The 16,776-nt window shown below is 63.2% G+C and carries 15 protein-coding genes; 8 read left to right on the top strand and 7 right to left on the bottom strand.

Going from position 1 to position 16,776, the window contains the following annotated elements; all coding sequences use genetic code 11:
- Nucleotides 1-103 precede the first annotated feature (103 nt).
- Nucleotides 104-1,474, bottom strand: a complete 1,371-nt coding sequence (gene eat / locus AB4O09_RS04650; RefSeq protein WP_003205920.1) for an ethanolamine permease — start codon at nucleotides 1,472-1,474, stop codon at nucleotides 104-106.
- 243 nt (nucleotides 1,475-1,717) lie between these two features.
- A complete protein-coding gene (gene exaC / locus AB4O09_RS04655) occupies nucleotides 1,718-3,238 on the bottom strand; it encodes an acetaldehyde dehydrogenase ExaC (protein WP_003205918.1) in 1,521 nt (506 codons plus the stop codon).
- Between the two features lie 470 nt (nucleotides 3,239-3,708).
- Between exaC and AB4O09_RS04660 the strand changes: the two genes are divergently transcribed.
- The 4 genes from AB4O09_RS04660 (at nucleotide 3,709) to AB4O09_RS04675 (ending at nucleotide 8,060) form a co-directional block, all read left to right on the top strand.
- Nucleotides 3,709-5,616 (top strand): sigma-54-dependent Fis family transcriptional regulator, encoded by a 1,908-nt coding sequence (locus AB4O09_RS04660; RefSeq protein ID WP_212795367.1) that lies wholly within the window; start codon nucleotides 3,709-3,711, stop codon nucleotides 5,614-5,616.
- 188 nt (nucleotides 5,617-5,804) lie between these two features.
- Nucleotides 5,805-7,154: a UDP-N-acetylmuramate:L-alanyl-gamma-D-glutamyl-meso-diaminopimelate ligase gene (mpl, locus tag AB4O09_RS04665; RefSeq protein ID WP_003205915.1), complete on the top strand. Its 1,350-nt coding sequence runs from the start codon at nucleotides 5,805-5,807 to the stop codon at nucleotides 7,152-7,154.
- Nucleotides 7,151-7,783: a flavin prenyltransferase UbiX gene (gene ubiX, locus AB4O09_RS04670; protein ID WP_003205914.1), complete on the top strand. Its 633-nt coding sequence runs from the start codon at nucleotides 7,151-7,153 to the stop codon at nucleotides 7,781-7,783. The genes mpl and ubiX overlap by 4 nt, the downstream gene beginning before the upstream one ends.
- Complete coding sequence (locus tag AB4O09_RS04675) at nucleotides 7,776-8,060, top strand: YceK/YidQ family lipoprotein (protein WP_003205913.1); 285 nt, start codon at nucleotides 7,776-7,778, stop codon at nucleotides 8,058-8,060. The genes ubiX and AB4O09_RS04675 overlap by 8 nt, the downstream gene beginning before the upstream one ends.
- A 157-nt stretch (nucleotides 8,061-8,217) precedes the next feature.
- On the opposite strand, the gene AB4O09_RS04680 is transcribed toward AB4O09_RS04675, so the two are convergent.
- The 3 genes from AB4O09_RS04680 to AB4O09_RS04690 all read right to left on the bottom strand — a co-directional run bounded on the left by AB4O09_RS04680 (nucleotide 8,218) and on the right by AB4O09_RS04690 (nucleotide 11,163).
- Nucleotides 8,218-8,859 (bottom strand): oxidoreductase, encoded by a 642-nt coding sequence (locus AB4O09_RS04680; protein ID WP_003205912.1) that lies wholly within the window; start codon nucleotides 8,857-8,859, stop codon nucleotides 8,218-8,220.
- Between the two features lie 27 nt (nucleotides 8,860-8,886).
- Nucleotides 8,887-10,605 (bottom strand): C13 family peptidase, encoded by a 1,719-nt coding sequence (locus AB4O09_RS04685; protein ID WP_013694275.1) that lies wholly within the window; start codon nucleotides 10,603-10,605, stop codon nucleotides 8,887-8,889.
- Nucleotides 10,606-10,707: 102 nt separating this feature from the next.
- A complete protein-coding gene (locus AB4O09_RS04690) occupies nucleotides 10,708-11,163 on the bottom strand; it encodes a MaoC family dehydratase (RefSeq protein ID WP_003205908.1) in 456 nt (151 codons plus the stop codon).
- 192 nt (nucleotides 11,164-11,355) lie between these two features.
- On the opposite strand from AB4O09_RS04690, the gene AB4O09_RS04695 reads away from it, so the two are divergent.
- From AB4O09_RS04695 to AB4O09_RS04705, 3 genes are read left to right on the top strand one after another with little or no spacing between them, the layout of a single operon-like run.
- On the top strand, nucleotides 11,356-11,721 hold the full coding sequence (locus AB4O09_RS04695) for a CidA/LrgA family protein (protein ID WP_003205907.1): 366 nt from the start codon (nucleotides 11,356-11,358) through the stop codon (nucleotides 11,719-11,721).
- Complete coding sequence (locus tag AB4O09_RS04700; RefSeq protein WP_003205906.1) at nucleotides 11,718-12,434, top strand: LrgB family protein; 717 nt, start codon at nucleotides 11,718-11,720, stop codon at nucleotides 12,432-12,434. The genes AB4O09_RS04695 and AB4O09_RS04700 overlap by 4 nt, the downstream gene beginning before the upstream one ends.
- A gap of 10 nt (nucleotides 12,435-12,444) precedes the next feature.
- Nucleotides 12,445-13,035, top strand: a complete 591-nt coding sequence (locus AB4O09_RS04705) for an LON peptidase substrate-binding domain-containing protein (protein ID WP_003205904.1) — start codon at nucleotides 12,445-12,447, stop codon at nucleotides 13,033-13,035.
- A gap of 66 nt (nucleotides 13,036-13,101) precedes the next feature.
- Here the strand turns inward: AB4O09_RS04705 and AB4O09_RS04710 are convergent, their stop codons facing one another.
- Together AB4O09_RS04710 and AB4O09_RS04715 are read right to left on the bottom strand one after the other, a co-directional pair.
- Nucleotides 13,102-14,418: a bifunctional DedA family/phosphatase PAP2 family protein gene (locus AB4O09_RS04710; RefSeq protein WP_003205902.1), complete on the bottom strand. Its 1,317-nt coding sequence runs from the start codon at nucleotides 14,416-14,418 to the stop codon at nucleotides 13,102-13,104.
- 176 nt (nucleotides 14,419-14,594) lie between these two features.
- Entirely contained in the window at nucleotides 14,595-15,272 is a 678-nt protein-coding gene (locus tag AB4O09_RS04715) for a DNA-3-methyladenine glycosylase (RefSeq protein ID WP_003205899.1), read from the bottom strand.
- 196 nt (nucleotides 15,273-15,468) lie between these two features.
- Between AB4O09_RS04715 and AB4O09_RS04720 the strand changes: the two genes are divergently transcribed.
- Nucleotides 15,469-16,740, top strand: coding sequence for a glutamate-5-semialdehyde dehydrogenase (locus AB4O09_RS04720; RefSeq protein WP_003205898.1), 1,272 nt, complete (start codon nucleotides 15,469-15,471; stop codon nucleotides 16,738-16,740).
- Nucleotides 16,741-16,776 lie beyond the last annotated feature (36 nt).

A 16,776-nucleotide genomic window follows, 5' to 3' on the forward strand; every position in this document is an offset into this window, starting at 1 on the left:
TCCTTCCCACAGAGCCTTCCCAAGAGTTTTCCCACACAGGAAGGGAACTGTGTGCACTTTTAAATAGCAGGCACCATGCCCTCGGCCCGGTGCCGGTGCAACTTCAGATACCTGTGAGCATAGCGTCCGCCGGTGCATCGGAGCGTTGCTTGGCGGTCAGTTGGAAATACAGGTAGCCGACCACCATGAACGCCAGGAACACCAGGCCGATCACGGTGTTGAACCACGCCATCGCCACCAGGCACACCACCGCCAGGAACAGCGCAATGCCCGGCACGATCGGGTAGCCCGGGGCGCGGAAGGTGCGTTCCAGGTTCGGTTCGGTCTTACGCAGCCTGAACAGGCTGAGCATGCTGATGATGTACATGACGATGGCGCCGAACACCGACATGGTGATCATCGCCGCCGTCAGCGTCATGCCTTGCAGGTTGACCAGGCCATCGCTGTAGATCGCCGCGATGCCGATGACGCCGCCGGCCAGGATCGCCCGGTGCGGGGTCTGGAAGCGCGACAGCTTCGCCAGGCCTCGGGGCAGGTAACCGGCCCTGGCCAGGGCGAAGAACTGCCGCGAGTAGCCGAGGATGATCCCGTGGAAACTCGCCACCAGGCCGAACAGGCCGATCCACACCAGCATGTGCATCCACGTTGAATTGTTGCCGACCACGGCCTTCATGGCCTGGGGCAGCGGGTCGTTGATGTTCGACAGGGTGCGCCAGTCGCCCACGCCGCCGGCCATGATCATCACGCCGATGGCCAGGAACACCAGGGTCAGGATGCCGCTGACATAGGCGCGGGGAATCGTGCGTTTCGGGTCCTTGGCTTCTTCGGCGGCCATGGCCGCGCCTTCGATGGCGAGGAAGAACCAGATCGCGAAGGGGATCGCCGCGAAAATGCCCGGGATCGAGGCGAGGCTGAACTCATTGGAGCCGGCCCAGCCGTTGAGCACGAAGTTACTGAAGCTGAAGCCCGGCGCGACCACGCCCATGAACACCAGCAACTCGGCGACCGCCAGCACGGTGACCACCAGCTCGAACGCCGCGGCAATGCTGACGCCGAGGATATTCAGGGTCATGAACACGATGTACGCGCCGACCGCCGCCAGCTTGGGGTCCAGCTCGGGGAATTGCACGTTGAGGTAGGCGCCAATCGCCATGGCGATGGCCGGGGGCGCAAAGACGAATTCGATCAGGGTGGCGATCCCGGCGATCAACCCACCTTTCTCACCAAAGGCCCGTCGGCTGTAGGCAAAAGGCCCGCCGGCGTGAGGAATCGCGGTAGTCAGTTCGGTGAAGCTGAAGATGAAGCAGGTGTACATCAACGCCACCATGAGGGCGGTGACGAGAAACCCGAGGGTCCCTGCGGTGCCCCAGCCGTAGCTCCAGCCGAAGTATTCACCGGAAATCACCAGGCCGACGGCGATGCCCCATAAATGCAGGGTGCCGAGTGTGGGTTTGAGTTGAGTGGTAGAAGTCATAAGTCCTCTCTGTCTTTTTTATTGTTTGATCTGTTGGACTTTCGGGATTGCTGTGGAGCAGGCACGCAAGGCTCATGCCAGAGCGGTGGGACGGCGTTGTTGTTTGATTTTGATTGTTCCCACGCTCTGCGTGGGAACACAGCCAGGGACGCTCCGCGTCCCAAAGAGCCGAACGCGGAGCGTCCGTAGAGGCATTCCTTTGCTGCGCGTGGGAACGATCAGCCGGGCGCAATTTCCCGCAGGTTAGAAGAACCCCAATGGATTGATGTCGTAGCTCACCAGCAGGTTCTTGGTCTGCTGATAGTGATCGAGCATCATCTTGTGCGTCTCACGCCCGACGCCGGACTTCTTGTAGCCACCGAACGCGGCATGCGCCGGGTACAGGTGGTAGCAGTTGGTCCACACGCGACCGGCCTTGATCGCCCGGCCCATGCGGTAGGCGCGGTTGATGTCGCGGGTCCAGAGGCCGGCACCGAGGCCGAACTCGGTGTCGTTGGCGATCGCCAGGGCTTCGGCTTCGTCCTTGAAGGTGGTGATGCTCACCACTGGGCCAAAGATTTCTTCCTGGAACACGCGCATCTTGTTGGTGCCCTTGAGCAGGGTCGGCTGGATGTAATACCCGGTCGCCAGGTTGCCCTCGAGTTTTTCCACCTTGCCACCGGTCAGCAGCTCGGCGCCTTCGCCCTTGGCGATTTCCAGGTACGAAAGAATCTTGTCGAATTGCTGCTCGGACGCCTGGGCGCCGACCATGGTCTCGGTGTCCAGCGGGTCGCCGCGTTTGATCTGCAGGACTTTCTTCATCACCACTTGCATGAATTCGTCGTAGATCGACTCCTGCACCAGCGCGCGGGATGGGCAGGTGCAGACTTCGCCCTGGTTGAAGAACGCCAGCACCAGACCTTCGGCGGCTTTTTCGATGAAGCTCGGCTCGGCTTGCATGATGTCTTCGAAGAAGATGTTCGGCGACTTGCCACCCAGTTCCACGGTAGACGGGATGATGTTCTCGGCGGCGCATTTCATGATGTGCGAGCCCACCGGGGTGGAACCGGTAAAGGCGATCTTGGCGATGCGCTTGCTGGTGGCGAGGGCTTCACCGGCTTCTTTGCCGAAACCTTGCACCACGTTCAGTACGCCAGGCGGCAGCAGGTCGCCGATCAGCTCCATGAGCACGCAGATGCCCAGTGGGGTTTGCTCGGCCGGCTTGAGCACCACGCAGTTACCGGCGGCCAGGGCCGGGGCGAGTTTCCAGGCGGCCATCAGCAGCGGGAAGTTCCACGGGATGATCTGCCCGACCACGCCCAGCGGTTCATGGATGTGGTAGGCCACGGTGTTGCCGTCGATCTCGGCGGCGCTGCCTTCCTGGGCCCGCAGGCAACCGGCGAAGTAGCGGAAGTGGTCGGCGGCCAGGGGGATGTCGGCGTTGAGGGTTTCACGCACGGCCTTGCCGTTGTCCCAGGATTCGGTGATCGCCAGCACTTCGAGGTTGGCTTCGATGCGGTCGGCGATTTTCAGCAGGATCAGCGAACGGGCCTGGACCGACGTGGCACCCCAGGCATCAGCGGCAGCGTGGGCGGCATCCAGGGCCTTTTCGATGTCTTCGGCTGTGGAGCGCGGGAATTCGGCAATGACCTCGCCATTGACCGGGGAAGTATTGGTGAAGTACTGACCTTTGACAGGCGCGACGAACTCGCCGCCGATGTAGTTACCGTATTTGCTCTTGAACGAAACGATAGCGCCTTCAGTACCGGGGTGAGCGTAACGCATGATGAGTTCTCCTTGGCTTTTGTGCTTATACGGGAGGGCCGCGCAAAATTGAGCGCTGGTAATTAAGCCTAGAGCAAAGGTTGGGCCATTGCCTTGCAGTGCCCGTAAATCAAGACTTTAGGAGGAGTTGGTCGGACAAACGGATGGGTTGTGTGACGCTTGCGATACAGCGGGTGTGACAGTTTGTGCCAGATGCGAGACAGTCTGTGACTGACAGGTCGCGCCAGCATTGCAAAGGCGGTTGGGCTGGAGGATGCTGAACATTCAGCACAGCTCCTGCGGGAACAAAGGTCTGTGGGGGCAAGGTCTGTGGGGGCAAGGTCTGTGGGAGCAAGGCTTGCCCGCGATAGCCACGACGCGGTTCAACTGACCTGCGCGTCATCGTTCATCGCGGGCAAGCCTTGCTCCCACAGGGGCCAGGTTCGACAGTTGCTCCAGCAGGCCGCAACCTTCGGGGAGAACAATAAGAAATGCACAGCAACCATTTGAGTCGCCATGCCCAGCAAGTCCTGACGGTCACCCAGGGCAAGGCCCATTTGCAGGGCCCTGGCAGCGATCCGTCGATTGCCCGTTCCTGGTTGCGCTGCCTCGAGGACTATCACCTCGACCCGGCCCAGAACCTGGCGCCGACGGTGCTCGAACATGGCCGGGTGCTGGAAAGCCGCGAGCGCTTGCAACAGGTGCTGCACATCGCCGGCAATGAAATGACCAGCCTGCACCAGCAACTCTCCGGCGCCGGCCATGCGGTGTTGCTGACCGACGCCCGGGGCGTGATCCTCAACTGCGTCACCGCCCCCAGCGAACGGAAGATTTTCGAACGGGCCGGCCTCTGGCTCGGCGCCGACTGGAGCGAAGCCTGCGAAGGCACCAACGGCATCGGCACCTGCCTGGTGGAGCGCCAGGCCCTGACCATCCACCAGGAAGAACATTTTCGCGGCCGCCACACCGGCCTGACCTGCTCGGCCAGCCCGGTCTTCGACCCCCAGGGCGAGCTGCTGGCGGTGCTCGACGTGTCTTCGGCCCGGCCGGACGTGTCGCGCCAGAGCCAGTTCCACACCATGGCCCTGGTCAATCTCTCGGCGAAGATGATCGAGAGCTGCTACTTCCTGCGTTGCTTCGACAATCAATGGCTGCTGCGCTTCCATCTGCAGGCTGAGTCCGTGGGGCTGTTCAGCGAAGGCCTGATGGCGTTCGACGGCGAAGGGCGGATCAGCGCCGTCAACCAGAGTGCGCTGAACCTCTTGGGGCATATTCGCGGCAGCTTGCTGGGGCAGCGGGTGGGGGACTTTTTCGACTGTTCGTTGGACGAATTGCTCGGCCGCGCGAGTGTAAATGCCAGTGCGAGTTGGCCGTTGCGCACCCGTGACGGCCGGCATTTGTTCGCCGTGCTGCGCGGGCAGCCGCGCAGCGTGCCGGTGCCGGTTGCGCCAGCGCTCAAGATTATCGAGCCCGCGCGGCTGCCGGGCATCTGCCTGGGGGATGCGGCGTTGCAGGAACATTTTCGCAAGGCGCTGCGGGTGTTCGAGCGCGATGTGCCGCTGCTGATTCAGGGCGAAACCGGCTCCGGCAAGGAGGCGTTTGCCAAGGCCGTGCACCACGCCAGCCAGCGCGCCGGCAAGCATTTCGTCGCCCTCAACTGCGCGGCCATCCCGGAAAGCCTGATCGAGAGCGAGCTGTTCGGTTATCGCGGCGGCAGCTTCACCGGCGCGCGCAAGGAAGGCATGCGTGGCAAGCTGCAACAGGCTGACGGCGGCACGCTGTTCCTCGATGAAATCGGCGACATGCCCCTGGCCTTGCAGACCCGTTTGCTGCGGGTGCTGGAAGACCGCCAAGTGGTGCCCATCGGCGGCGAGCCCGAGGCGGTGAACGTGCGCATCATCAGCGCCACTCACCGGCAGTTGCTGGATCGGGTGCAGGACGGCAGTTTTCGTGAGGATTTGTACTACCGGCTCAACGGCTTGGAAATCCCGTTGCCGGCGTTGCGCGAGCGCAGCGACAAGTCGCAGTTGCTGGATTTTCTGCTGACGGAAGAGAGCGGGGCCGAGACGGTGTCCATCGACGAACCGGCGCGCCAGGCGTTGCTGGCGTTCGACTGGCCGGGCAACGTGCGGCAATTGCGCAACGTGCTGCGGACCCTCGCCGCGCTGTGCGACGGCGGGCGGATCGGGCTGGAAGACTTGCCGGCGATGATCCGCCAGCGTCCGTCGATTGCGCTGGTTGAAACGGTGGCGGAGCGGCCGCTGGAGGATGCCGAACGGCTGGCATTGCTCGATGCGCTGGAGCGCCAGCGCTGGCACATGACCCACACTGCCGAGCAACTGGGGATCAGCCGCAATACCCTCTACCGCAAGCTGCGCAAGCACGCGATTGCCCGATAACCGCGTGACGATCGTTCCCACGCTCCGCGTGGGAATGCCTCTGCGGACGCTCCGCGTTCGGCTTCCAGGGACGCAGAGCGTCCCGGGCTGCATTCCCACGCGGAGCGTGGGAACGATCAGATTCGAAACACAAGGTGCGATTTCCCCCTCCCTAGGCTAACCTGCGGCCATGTTTTACGAGGTCGACTATGCACATCCATATTCTCGGTATTTGCGGCACTTTCATGGGTTCGATGGCGGTCCTGGCCAAGGAGCTGGGCCATCACGTGACCGGCTCCGACGCCAACGTCTACCCGCCGATGAGCACTCAGCTGGAGGCCCAGGGCATCGAGCTGACCCAAGGCTACGACCCGGCGCAACTGGACCCGGCGCCGGACCTGGTGGTCATTGGCAACGCCATGTCCCGTGGCAACCCGGCGGTGGAGTACGTGCTCAACAAAGGCCTGCCGTACGTGTCCGGGCCGCAGTGGCTGGCCGATCACGTGCTGCAGGGCCGTTGGGTCCTGGCTGTGGCCGGCACCCACGGCAAGACCACCACCAGCAGCATGCTCGCCTGGGTGCTGGAGCACGCCGGCATGAGCCCGGGCTTTTTGATCGGTGGCGTGCCGCAGAATTTCTCGGTGTCGGCGCGCCTGGGTGGCACGCCGTTCTTCGTGATCGAGGCTGACGAATACGACAGCGCGTTTTTCGACAAGCGCTCGAAATTCGTCCACTACCGTCCCCGTACCGCGATCCTCAACAACCTTGAGTTCGATCATGCGGACATCTTCCCCGATCTGCCGGCCATCGAGCGGCAGTTCCACCATTTGGTGCGCACCATCCCGAGTGAAGGCCTGGTGATTCACCCGACCACCGAACCGGCCTTGCAGCGCGTGATCGAGATGGGCTGCTGGACTCCGGTGCAAACCACCGGCGCGGGTGGGCAGTGGCAGGTGAAGTTGCTCAAGGATGACGGTTCGCAATTCGAAGTCATGTTCGAAGGCGTGTCCCAAGGCGTGGTCGAGTGGGACATGACCGGCCAGCACAACGTTGCCAATGCCCTGGCGACCCTGGCGGCGGCTCGGCATGTCGGTGTAGTGCCATCCATGGGCATTGCCGCGTTGAGCGCGTTCAAGAGCGTGAAGCGGCGGATGGAGAAGGTCGCCGAAGTGCGCGGCATCACCATCTATGACGACTTCGCCCACCACCCGACCGCCATCGCCACCACCCTCGACGGGTTGCGCAAGCGCATCGGCGATGCGCCGCTGATTGCGATCATCGAGCCGCGTTCCAACTCCATGAAGCTCGGCGCGCACCGTGACGGCCTGCCGGAAAGCGTGGTCGATGCCGACCAGGTGATCTGGTACGCACCGGCCAACCTCGGCTGGGACCTCGGTGCCACTGCGGCGCTGTGCACGGTGCCGTCGATTGTCAGCGATTCGCTGGAAGGCATCATCGAGCGCGTGAAGAGCCAGGCCCAGCCCGGCACTCACGTGGTGATCATGAGCAACGGCGGCTTCGGCGGCCTGCACGGCAAACTGGCCGAGGCGCTGAAATGAGCAATGGTCCGGAACGCATCACGCTGGCGATGACCGGTGCGTCCGGCGCCCAGTACGGCTTGCGCCTGCTCGATTGCCTGGTGCGCGAAGACCGCGAGGTGCATTTCCTCATCTCCAAGGCCGCGCAGTTGGTGATGGCCACCGAGACCGATGTGACCCTGCCGGCCAAGACCCAGATGATGCAGGCCTTCCTCACTGAATACACCGGTGCGGCGGCGGGGCAGATTCGCGTGTATGGCAAGGAAGACTGGATGTCGCCGGTGGCCTCGGGCTCCGGCGCGCCGGCGGCCATGGTGGTGGTGCCGTGTTCCACCGGGACGCTCTCGGCGATTGCCACCGGGGCCTGCAACAACCTGATCGAACGGGCGGCGGACGTCACGCTCAAGGAGCGCCGCCAGTTGATCCTCGTGCCGCGGGAAGCGCCGTATTCGAGCATTCACCTGGAGCACATGCTCAAGCTGTCGAACATGGGCGTGAGCATCCTGCCGGCCTCGCCGGGTTTCTATCACCAGCCGCAGACCATTGATGACCTGATCGATTTTGTCGTCGCCCGGATCCTCAATCTGCTGAACATTCCCCAGGACATGTTGCCGCGCTGGGGCGAACATCATTTGAGCAGCGATGAATAAGCTGCTGATCGTGCTGTTGGCGCTGCAGCTGACCGGCTGCGCCACGGCCCGCACCCTCGACGCCGCCAAGCCTGGTGCGCCGGTGGTGTACGCCGGAACACGCCTGGATTTGTACGCCCTCAACGGTGGCTGCTGCGCCAAGGACCGCTTTGGCGCCGAGGCGCCGAGCTACCCGGGTCTCGATCTGCCGGGCAGTGCGCTGCTCGATACCTTGTTGTTGCCGTTGTCGTTGTTTACCGCCATAGGTGTGGGGTTTCAGGCTACAGGGGGGTTGTAGCCAAGGGCTGGGTTGCGCGCAGGAGCCCTGTAGGAGCTGTCGAGTGCAACGAGGCTGCGATCTTTCCCCAGCCACTTGAGTCACAAGCGAAAGATCGAAAGATCAAAAGATCGCAGCCTTCGGCAGCTCCTACAGGGCGCCCGCTCAGGCGCCGCAATCATTTGCCGAGCTTGCGCAACTCATCTGACTCCACCACCCGCACCCCATCCTGCTCTTCCAGCGCCAGACGCCACATGGCCCGGGCCAGTTGGCAGGCTTCGATGCCGTGGTACTTGCCTGGGATCAGCTTCGACAAGGGGCCAGCCAGTTGCTCGGCCAGGCGCGGTTCGACGCGGTCGCCCAGCAGCAGGGAAGGCCGGCAAATGGTCAGTTGCGGCCAGCCCTGGGCCTTGAGCGCCGCCTCCATTTCACCTTTGACCCGGTTGTAGAAGATCGATGACTTGGCGTCGGCCCCCAGCGCGCTGATCACCACCAGATGCCGTGCGCCCAGTTCCCGGGCGCGCTTGGCAAACGCCACGACCAGGTCCAGGTCGATCGCGCGGAAGGCTGCTTCAGAGCCGGCTTTCTTGATGGTTGTGCCGAGGCAGCAGAAGGCGATGTCCACCTGGCCACTGAGTTGTGGCAGCACCTGGGCCGGCTCCCCAACCGGGTTTTCCAAGTGTGGATGTTCAGCCAGTGGCCGGCGTGAAGGCGCCAATACGCGAGTGATGGTCGGCTCGTTGAGCAGCCGGTCCAGTAGATGTTCCCCGGTCAGCCCGGTAGCACCGGCGAGCAAAACATGCTGAGGCGTCAAGTACATAGTGTTTCCCCCTTGATACGGTTCAGCTTAGTTGCTCTTTGTGGCCTCGTCGTTCAATGCAGCACTTTGCAATGCTTTACGTGCCTGCTGTTTGCGCAGCAGTTGCCAGTGGGAAAGGACCGTCCTCGGCGCCCACATCTGAGGTTCGGACGCTTCGAAGTTGTCGGCCTGTTCGCGCTCGGCAACGGTGGCCTTGGCTCGCTTGAAGGCCTGCTCCAGGTCGTCGGTCTGGTTCAATGCCTGGGCGAACAGCGCATCGCCGAAATAGGTGAAGTTGGCTTCCTCGGAGCAGCCGAAGGACACCCGGTCGCCCCGGGAGGCGGTCATGATCAGGGTGCGTTCATCCTTGAGTGCCGGGATGAAGCCGCCGGAATAACAGGCCGAGATCACTACGATCTTGTCGCGGTTCTTCAGTGGCGCCAGCACCACGGCCAGTTCATCGGCGGGCAGGTCGGCCAGTTCCATGCGCGGCTGGTCGAGCACCAGCTCATGCTCGCTGGTGCCGTGGCTGGTCAGGTAGATGAAAATCAGGTCTTCCGGACCACTGCGCTCGGCCAGGGTGGCGGCGGCGCGGCGCAGGCTTTCGCGGCTGGCCATGGGCCGGTCGCCGAGGTGATCGCGGTGGTTGACCAGGCGAATCTGCCCGAACGCGCCGAAACGGCTGGCGAGCATGTTGGCGACATAGTCGGATTCGCGCAGGAACACGCTTTGCTTGCCATCGCCGCCCAGGGTCAGGCTGTACAGCTCCACCGCCGGGGTCGAGGCCGGGATGTTGGCGAGAGCATCGTCCAGTAGGCGGCCTTGGGCCAGCACGCCAAGTTCGAGCACATCCGGCAGCAGCCTGCCGTCCGCGTCGCGCACCCGTTGGCCGTTGGCCCAGGTGCCGCTTTGCACGGTGCCGTCTGTCAGCGCCAGGGTGCCGCGCCCGTGGTAGCTGTCGCTTTCGAACTGGCCGACGTAGAAACTGCCGTCGGGCAGGTTCAGGCGGCCCTCGCCAGTAAAGCGCCAATCATTGAATTGACCGAGATAGTGGCTGCCGTCAGCGCCGATCAGTTCGCCCTTGCCGGTCAGCGCGCCGTCCTTGAACCGGCCGATCCAGACATCGCCGTCGGCATTTTCGTAGCGCCCGCGACCGTTGAGCTGGTTGTTCTTGAAGCCGCCGATGTAGACATCGCCATCGGCACTGTTGAAGGTGCCCTTGCCCTGCAGTTGCCCGTCGACAAAATGCCCGGTGAACTGGTTGCCGCTGGCGTCGAAGCGCTGGCCTTCACCGTTGGGCTTGCCGTTGGCGAACGGGCCTTGGTACTGGCTGCCGTCGTCGAGTTCCAGGCGTCCGAGGCCGGAATAGCGGTCGGCCTTGAACTCGCCCCGGTAGGTCATGCCGTTTTCCTTGAGCGTCCCTTCACCGTCCCGGCGCCCCAGCTTGAAGCCGCCGGTGTAGCTGCTGGTCGGTGTGGTCAGGCTGCCCTGGCCGTGGAACAGGCCCTGCTCGAACTGGCCGCGATAGACCTCGCCATTGCTGCCATGCCATTCCCCGGTGCCGTGCCACTGGCCTTTGTCGAACTGCCCGGCGTACCAGCTGCCATTGGGGTAGTCGATGCGCCCCTGGCCTTGCAGCAGCCCGTCCACCAGGTCGCCGCGATAGCGGCCGCCGTCGGGCAGGCGCGCGTCGGGAGGCAGCGGCGATTCGCCGTTGCCACAGGCGGTGAGCAGCAGGGTCAGAGTCAGTGGGACGAATAAGCGCATAACGGGATCCAGGTCATCAGGCCACGAGTATGCCGCAGCTATGCCCCTTGGATACAGAGAAGCGATGCGAAACTGCCTGAGCGGTTTCGCGACCGCGCAGGTTTACACGAAGCAGAGCGACAGCGGCTCGGCGATGTAGGCCGGTTTTTCCGAACCTTCGATCTCCAGTGTGGCGGTGGCCTTGAGCAGCCATTGGCCAGGTTTTTTCTCGGTGACTTCCACCAGGTCGACCTTGAGCCGCACCTTGGAATCGACCTTCACCGGTTGGATGAAGCGTACGCTGTCCAGCCCGTAGTTGACGACCATCTTCACGCCCTCGGGCAGGATCAGGATGTCTTCCATCAGCTTGGGCATCAGCGACAGCGACAGGAAACCGTGGGCGATGGTGCTGCCAAACGGGGTCTGCGCGGCCTTGACCGGATCGACGTGGATGAACTGAAAGTCGCCAGTGGCTTCGGCGAACAGGTTGATGCGCTCCTGATCGATGGTGAGCCACTCGGAACGTCCAAGTTCCTTGCCGACATAATCTTTGAGCGCTGCAACGGGGACGTAGGGCATTGAGACTCTCCTTGGGTTCATCTGTTTTACTTTTTCTGGAACGGGGATCGGCATCCCCGGAGAACCACTGTAGATCAACATGGCGCGCAAGTAAGGTCACCGAACATGCTTTTTACGAATGCCGACCCATAGCGTGGGCATGCTTATAATGCCGGCGCATTCTTTGAGTAAGTGTTGCAGGGGAGAGAGCGGATGTTGCTACGGGGCCTGACCTGGCTGGTGCTGTTTCAATTGCTGGGCACTGCAATCAATCATTTGTTCTTGCCGGTGTTGCCGGGGCCGATCATTGGCCTGCTGCTGTTGCTCGGTTATCTGGTGGTGCGCGGCGAAGTCAGCGAGCCGCTGAACCTGGCCGCCAGCAGCCTGCTGCGTTATCTGCCATTGCTGCTGGTGCCGCCCGCAGTGGGGGTGATGGTCTATGCCCGGGCGATTGCCGCCGATTTCTGGGCCATCGTCGGCGCGTTGACCTTATCGCTGGTGCTGTCCGTGGCGTTGACAGGGGTGCTGATGCAGCGCCTGGCCCGGCGTCACATCGCCGCTCCGGAGGACAGTCAATGATGCTCGACTGGCAAGGTGCCTGGACCTCGGTGATCCACCATCCGCTGTTTGGCATCGGCATTACCCTGGGCGCCTATCAACTGGTACTGGCGGCGTTCGAAAAGACCCGTTGGGTGTTCCTGCAACCGGTGCTGATGTCGATGGTGCTGTTGATCGTCGTGCTGGTCGGTTGCGGCATTGACTATGCCGAATACCGCAAGAGCACCGAGATCCTCAGCATCCTGCTGGGCCCGGCCACGGTCGCCCTGGCCGTGCCGTTGTATTTGAACTTGCGACGGATCCGGCAGTTGTTCTGGCCGATTTTTACTACGCTGGTGATAGCTGGGGTGTTTGCCACCGGCTCTGCGGTGGTGTTGGGCTGGGCTTTTGGTGCCGAGCACATGATTCTGATGACCATGGCGCCCAAGTCCGTGACCTCGCCGATCGCCATGCTGGTGGCCGAGCAGATCGGCGGTGTGGCGGCGATGGCGGCGGTGTTCGTGTTGATCACCGGTGTGCTCGGGGCGATCCTCGGCCCGAGTATTCTGACCAGGCTGGGTGTCCATAGCCCAGAAGCTCGGGGCATGGCCCTGGGGCTGGCGGCCCATGCGGTGGGCACGTCGGTGGCGTTGCAGGAAAGCGAGGAAACAGGCGCCTTTGCGGCGCTGGCAATGAGTCTGATGGGCGTGGCCACGGCGGTGCTGCTGCCGTTGGTGGTGTCGATGACGGTTTAAGGAACTGGTTATGAGCTTGCCGCTTTTCCCGTTGAACACCGTGCTGTTCCCCGGTTGCATCCTCGACTTGCAGATTTTCGAGGCGCGTTACCTCGACATGATCGGGCGCTGCATGAAAAAGGGCGAAGGCTTCGGCGTGGTGTGCATCCTCGATGGCGAGGAAGTCGGCATCGCGCCTGAGGGCTACGCGCGGGTCGGTTGCGAAGCGCGCATCACCGACTTTTCCCAGCAGGACAATGGTCTGCTGGGCATTCGCGTGCAGGGCGGGCGGCGTTTTATCGTCCATGACAGCAGCGTCCAGGCGGATCAACTGACGGTCGCTGAAGTCGAGTGGCTGGAAGAAGAACCGGAGCAACCGCTGCAAGAGGAAGACGCCGACCTGGTGGCGCTGCTCAAGGCCCTGGCCGAGCACCCGATGGTCGAGGCCCTGAACATGGGCACCGAAGCGACCGGCCAGCAATCGCTGGCCAATCAACTGGCCTACCTGCTGCCGTTCAATGAGCTGGACAAGATCGACCTGCTGCAACTCGACGACCCGCAACAGCGCCTGGATGCGATCCAGGCGTTGCTCGATGAGTTGCAGGGCGAACTCTTCGCCTGACACCACTCATATCCACCGAACAACACCGCTCCCACAGGGGATCTCCAGTGCCCACAGATAGTGTGTTCAATAGGCATACCGCAACATCGCATGCGGCAGGTGCCGCAGCGCGAAGAAGCTGAACACCGCCACCAGCGCCGGCAGGATCAGCCACCAGACTTTCGGCGGCATGGCCGGTAGCGGGCTTTGGCGCTGGCTCAACCACAGGGCGGCCGCACAGATGCTGGCGGCGAGCATCGCCCCGGCGACGATGTCGCTCGGCCAGTGCGCCCCCAGGTAAACCCGCGACAGGGCGATGGCCAGCGCTGGCAGGCAGCCCAGCAGCAGCCAGGTCAGGCGCAGGCGTGGCGGTTGGCCGCGACCGGCCAGGACGGCGAGGGTCAGGAACAGCGCGAATGCCCCGGAGGAGTGGCCGCTGGGCATGCTGTAGCTGGTCAGCGGGTCGGTGAGGATTTCCGGGCGCACACGGGCAAAGAAGTGTTTGCTACCAGTATTGGCCAGGGAGGTGAGCAGCATCGTGCCACCGGCAAAGATCGCCTGCCGCCATTGCCGTGCCAACAGCAATAACGCGGTCAACAGGCTGCAGACAATCAGCATGTAGCGGAATTCGCCGATCAGCGTGAAGGTCACGGCGATTTCATCCAGTGTCGGGCTGCGATGCTCCTGGACCAGGGCCATCAAGCCCTGGTCGAACGCCGTCAGGTAGCGAAAGCCGATGAACAGGCCGATCAGGATCACCAGGCCGAGGCCTGCGATCAGCGCCGTGGCATGGCGATGGCGACGCAGGCTGCTGTTGACGCTCAGCCCGATCATCACCGCGATACTGCCGATGACCACGCCGGCCTGCGGCCAGAAACCTTCAGGCAGCGGCAGGCGAAACGCCGCCCCGGTGGCCCAGCCCGGTAGCAGGTACGCCACGGTCCAGCCTGCCGCAGCCAACACGCTGACGGCGGCGAAACGCGGGAACGGCATGTCGCACATCCCGGCCACCATCGGCAACATGGGCCGTAGCGGGCCGATGAAACGGCCCACCAGCAGGCTGGCGATGCCGTAGCGCTGGAAATAGTTTTCCGCCGCGCTCATCCATTCCGGGTGATGCCGCAGCCCCGGCAGGCGCCGGATGTTCTGGTGGAAATGCCGGCCGAGGAAGTACGACACCAGGTCCCCCAGCAAGCCGCCGAGCAGGCCCAGCAGCAACGTCTCGCCCAAGGACAATGCGCCGCTGCCGGCCAGCACGGCGATGGCAAACAACAGCACGGTACCGGGCACGATCAGGCCGGCGATGGCCAGGCACTCCACGCAGGCGACGATGAACACCGCCACCGCCAGCCATTGCGGGTTGACGGTCAACCAACCGGTGATGCTATCGAGCCATGGGCCCATAAATACAACTCCATTGAATATTGATCGGCATGCAGTTTTTACTGTGGGGAGCGCTTGTGGGAGCAAAGCTTGCTCGCGACGAACGATGACGCGACCTTACTGTTGATCCGTGTCGCCTGCATCGCGGGCAAGCCTTGCTCCCACAAGCCCGCTCCCATAGGGGGGACGATATTTCATCAGGACAACAAAAAATAATCACGCCCTTCGACCTGTCCGCGCCGCAAAGGGTTGCGGGTGCACCACGGGGCATAGGCGGCATCGACGAAGCGGTAGGGCAGGTGCTCGTCCCGTCCCTGGGGAATGCCCAGGCGGGTGGTCTGGATCGCATTGACCGTCGGCACGCCGACATCTTCCACCAGCAAGCGCTCTGGGTCGAAGCGTTTGGCGTCCCAGTCCGGCACTTTCAGCCCCAGGGCTTTGCACAGCAGGGTCTGGCCGGCACAGAGTTTCTGCGGTGTGCGCGGCCGGCCTTGGGCGTCGGGGTTGTTGAGCAGCATCTGCGCCAGGCTCGCCGGCCCGGAAAGAGCATCGACCCACGGGTACGCCGATTTGATCAGCACCGCATTGCCGGGGCCCTGGGCGCTGAAGTTCAACGAATCGCCGCCCCGGGCGTAGTACATATAGATGTGGCCGCCATCCAGAAACAAAGCCTTACGTTTTTCTGTGTAGCCCAGCGAGGCGTGGCTGCCTTTTTCGGCGAAGTAATACGCCTCGGTCTCGATGATCCGCGCGCTGAGCCACAGGTCACCGACCTTGTGACGGATGACTTTGCCCAGCAGGTCCTTGGCAAGCACCTGGGCGTCGCGATCGAAAAAGGCGTGGGGCAGGGCGTTGGGCGATGGCAAATCGGTCATGGCGATAAACGAGGTGAGGCCAAAGGAAGCGCGATGATAGCAATGGAAAGCTTAATCACCGCTGAACAGTCGCTTCAACCGGCTGTTTACGCCTGTTTTGCTCCTCCGCCGGTCACCACTGTGAGTCCATGCTGTTAGTCGAGGGTTACGACAGCTATAATCTGCCGCTTTCCTCATCGCCAAGACCACACAGACCATGACTGAGTCCGTTCTTGACTACATGACCCGCCTGGGTCGCGCCGCTCGCCAAGCGTCGCGCATCATCGGCCGGGCCAGCACCGCGCAGAAAAACCGCGCCCTGCAGGCCGCCGCCAATGCGCTGGACGCTGCGCGTGCCGAGTTGTCCGCTGCCAACGAGCTGGACCTGGCCGCCGGCCGGGCCAATGGTCTGGAACCGGCCATGCTCGAGCGCCTGGCGCTGACCCCGGCACGCATCGACGGCATGATCGTCGGTCTGCGCCAGGTCGCGGCCCTGCCGGACCCGGTCGGGGCGATCCGTGACATGAGCTACCGGCCGTCGGGCATCCAGGTCGGCAAGATGCGCGTGCCCCTGGGCGTGGTCGGGATCATCTACGAGTCGCGGCCGAACGTGACCATCGACGCCGCCAGCCTGTGCCTGAAGTCGGGTAACGCGACCATCCTGCGTGGCGGCTCCGAGGCGATCCATTCCAACCGCGCCATTGCCGCCTGCATCCAGCGCGGCCTGGCCGAAGCCGATCTGCCGGCGGCCGTGGTGCAAGTGGTGGAAACCACTGACCGTGCCGCAGTCGGGGCATTGATCACCATGCCCGAGTTCGTCGATGTCATCGTGCCGCGTGGCGGCAAGGGCCTGATCGAACGGGTCAGCCGTGACGCCCGCGTGCCGGTGATCAAGCACCTGGACGGCATCTGCCACGTCTACGTCAGCGCCCACGCTGAATTGCCGAAGGCCCAGCGCATCGCCTTCAACGCCAAGACCTACCGCTACGGTATCTGCGGCGCGATGGAAACCCTGCTGGTGGACCAGGCCGTGGCCAAGGACTTCCTGCCGTCGATGGCTGCCCAGTTCCGCGAGAAAGGCGTTGAGCTGCGCGGTTGCGAGCGCACCCGGGTGATCATCGAGGCCGTTGCGGCCACGCAAGAAGACTGGGACACCGAATATCTGGCGCCGATCCTGTCGATCCGTGTGGTCGACGGGCTGGAGGAGGCCATCGAGCACATCAATCGCCACGGCTCGCACCACACCGACTCCATTGTCAGTGAAAACCTGGGTGAAACCCGGCGCTTCGTGGCCGAAGTGGATTCGGCGTCGGTGATGATCAACACCCCGACCTGCTTCGCCGATGGCTTTGAATACGGATTGGGTGCCGAGATCGGCATTTCTACTGATAAGCTGCACGCCCGCGGCCCGGTGGGCCTCGAAGGCCTGACCTGCGAGAAGTACATCGTGGTCGGTGACGGCCAGTTGCGCGGACAGGAGTCGGTCTGACTTGGGCGATCTCGACCCGCCAGCTGCTGTGACGAC

Source organism: Pseudomonas sp. H1_F01, from assembly GCF_054681425.1.

What these genes read in the sequence shown, in the direction of transcription:
- eat (WP_003205920.1), bottom strand. Translation starts at nt 1,474, where the DNA reads ATGACTTCTACCACTCAACTCAAACCCACACTCGGCACCCTGCATTTA.
- exaC (WP_003205918.1), bottom strand. Translation starts at nt 3,238, where the DNA reads ATGCGTTACGCTCACCCCGGTACTGAAGGCGCTATCGTTTCGTTCAAG.
- AB4O09_RS04660 (WP_212795367.1), top strand. Translation starts at nt 3,709, where the DNA reads ATGCACAGCAACCATTTGAGTCGCCATGCCCAGCAAGTCCTGACGGTC.
- mpl (WP_003205915.1), top strand. Translation starts at nt 5,805, where the DNA reads ATGCACATCCATATTCTCGGTATTTGCGGCACTTTCATGGGTTCGATG.
- ubiX (WP_003205914.1), top strand. Translation starts at nt 7,151, where the DNA reads ATGAGCAATGGTCCGGAACGCATCACGCTGGCGATGACCGGTGCGTCC.
- AB4O09_RS04675 (WP_003205913.1), top strand. Translation starts at nt 7,776, where the DNA reads ATGAATAAGCTGCTGATCGTGCTGTTGGCGCTGCAGCTGACCGGCTGC.
- AB4O09_RS04680 (WP_003205912.1), bottom strand. Translation starts at nt 8,859, where the DNA reads ATGTACTTGACGCCTCAGCATGTTTTGCTCGCCGGTGCTACCGGGCTG.
- AB4O09_RS04685 (WP_013694275.1), bottom strand. Translation starts at nt 10,605, where the DNA reads ATGCGCTTATTCGTCCCACTGACTCTGACCCTGCTGCTCACCGCCTGT.
- AB4O09_RS04690 (WP_003205908.1), bottom strand. Translation starts at nt 11,163, where the DNA reads ATGCCCTACGTCCCCGTTGCAGCGCTCAAAGATTATGTCGGCAAGGAA.
- AB4O09_RS04695 (WP_003205907.1), top strand. Translation starts at nt 11,356, where the DNA reads ATGTTGCTACGGGGCCTGACCTGGCTGGTGCTGTTTCAATTGCTGGGC.
- AB4O09_RS04700 (WP_003205906.1), top strand. Translation starts at nt 11,718, where the DNA reads ATGATGCTCGACTGGCAAGGTGCCTGGACCTCGGTGATCCACCATCCG.
- AB4O09_RS04705 (WP_003205904.1), top strand. Translation starts at nt 12,445, where the DNA reads ATGAGCTTGCCGCTTTTCCCGTTGAACACCGTGCTGTTCCCCGGTTGC.
- AB4O09_RS04710 (WP_003205902.1), bottom strand. Translation starts at nt 14,418, where the DNA reads ATGGGCCCATGGCTCGATAGCATCACCGGTTGGTTGACCGTCAACCCG.
- AB4O09_RS04715 (WP_003205899.1), bottom strand. Translation starts at nt 15,272, where the DNA reads ATGACCGATTTGCCATCGCCCAACGCCCTGCCCCACGCCTTTTTCGAT.
- AB4O09_RS04720 (WP_003205898.1), top strand. Translation starts at nt 15,469, where the DNA reads ATGACTGAGTCCGTTCTTGACTACATGACCCGCCTGGGTCGCGCCGCT.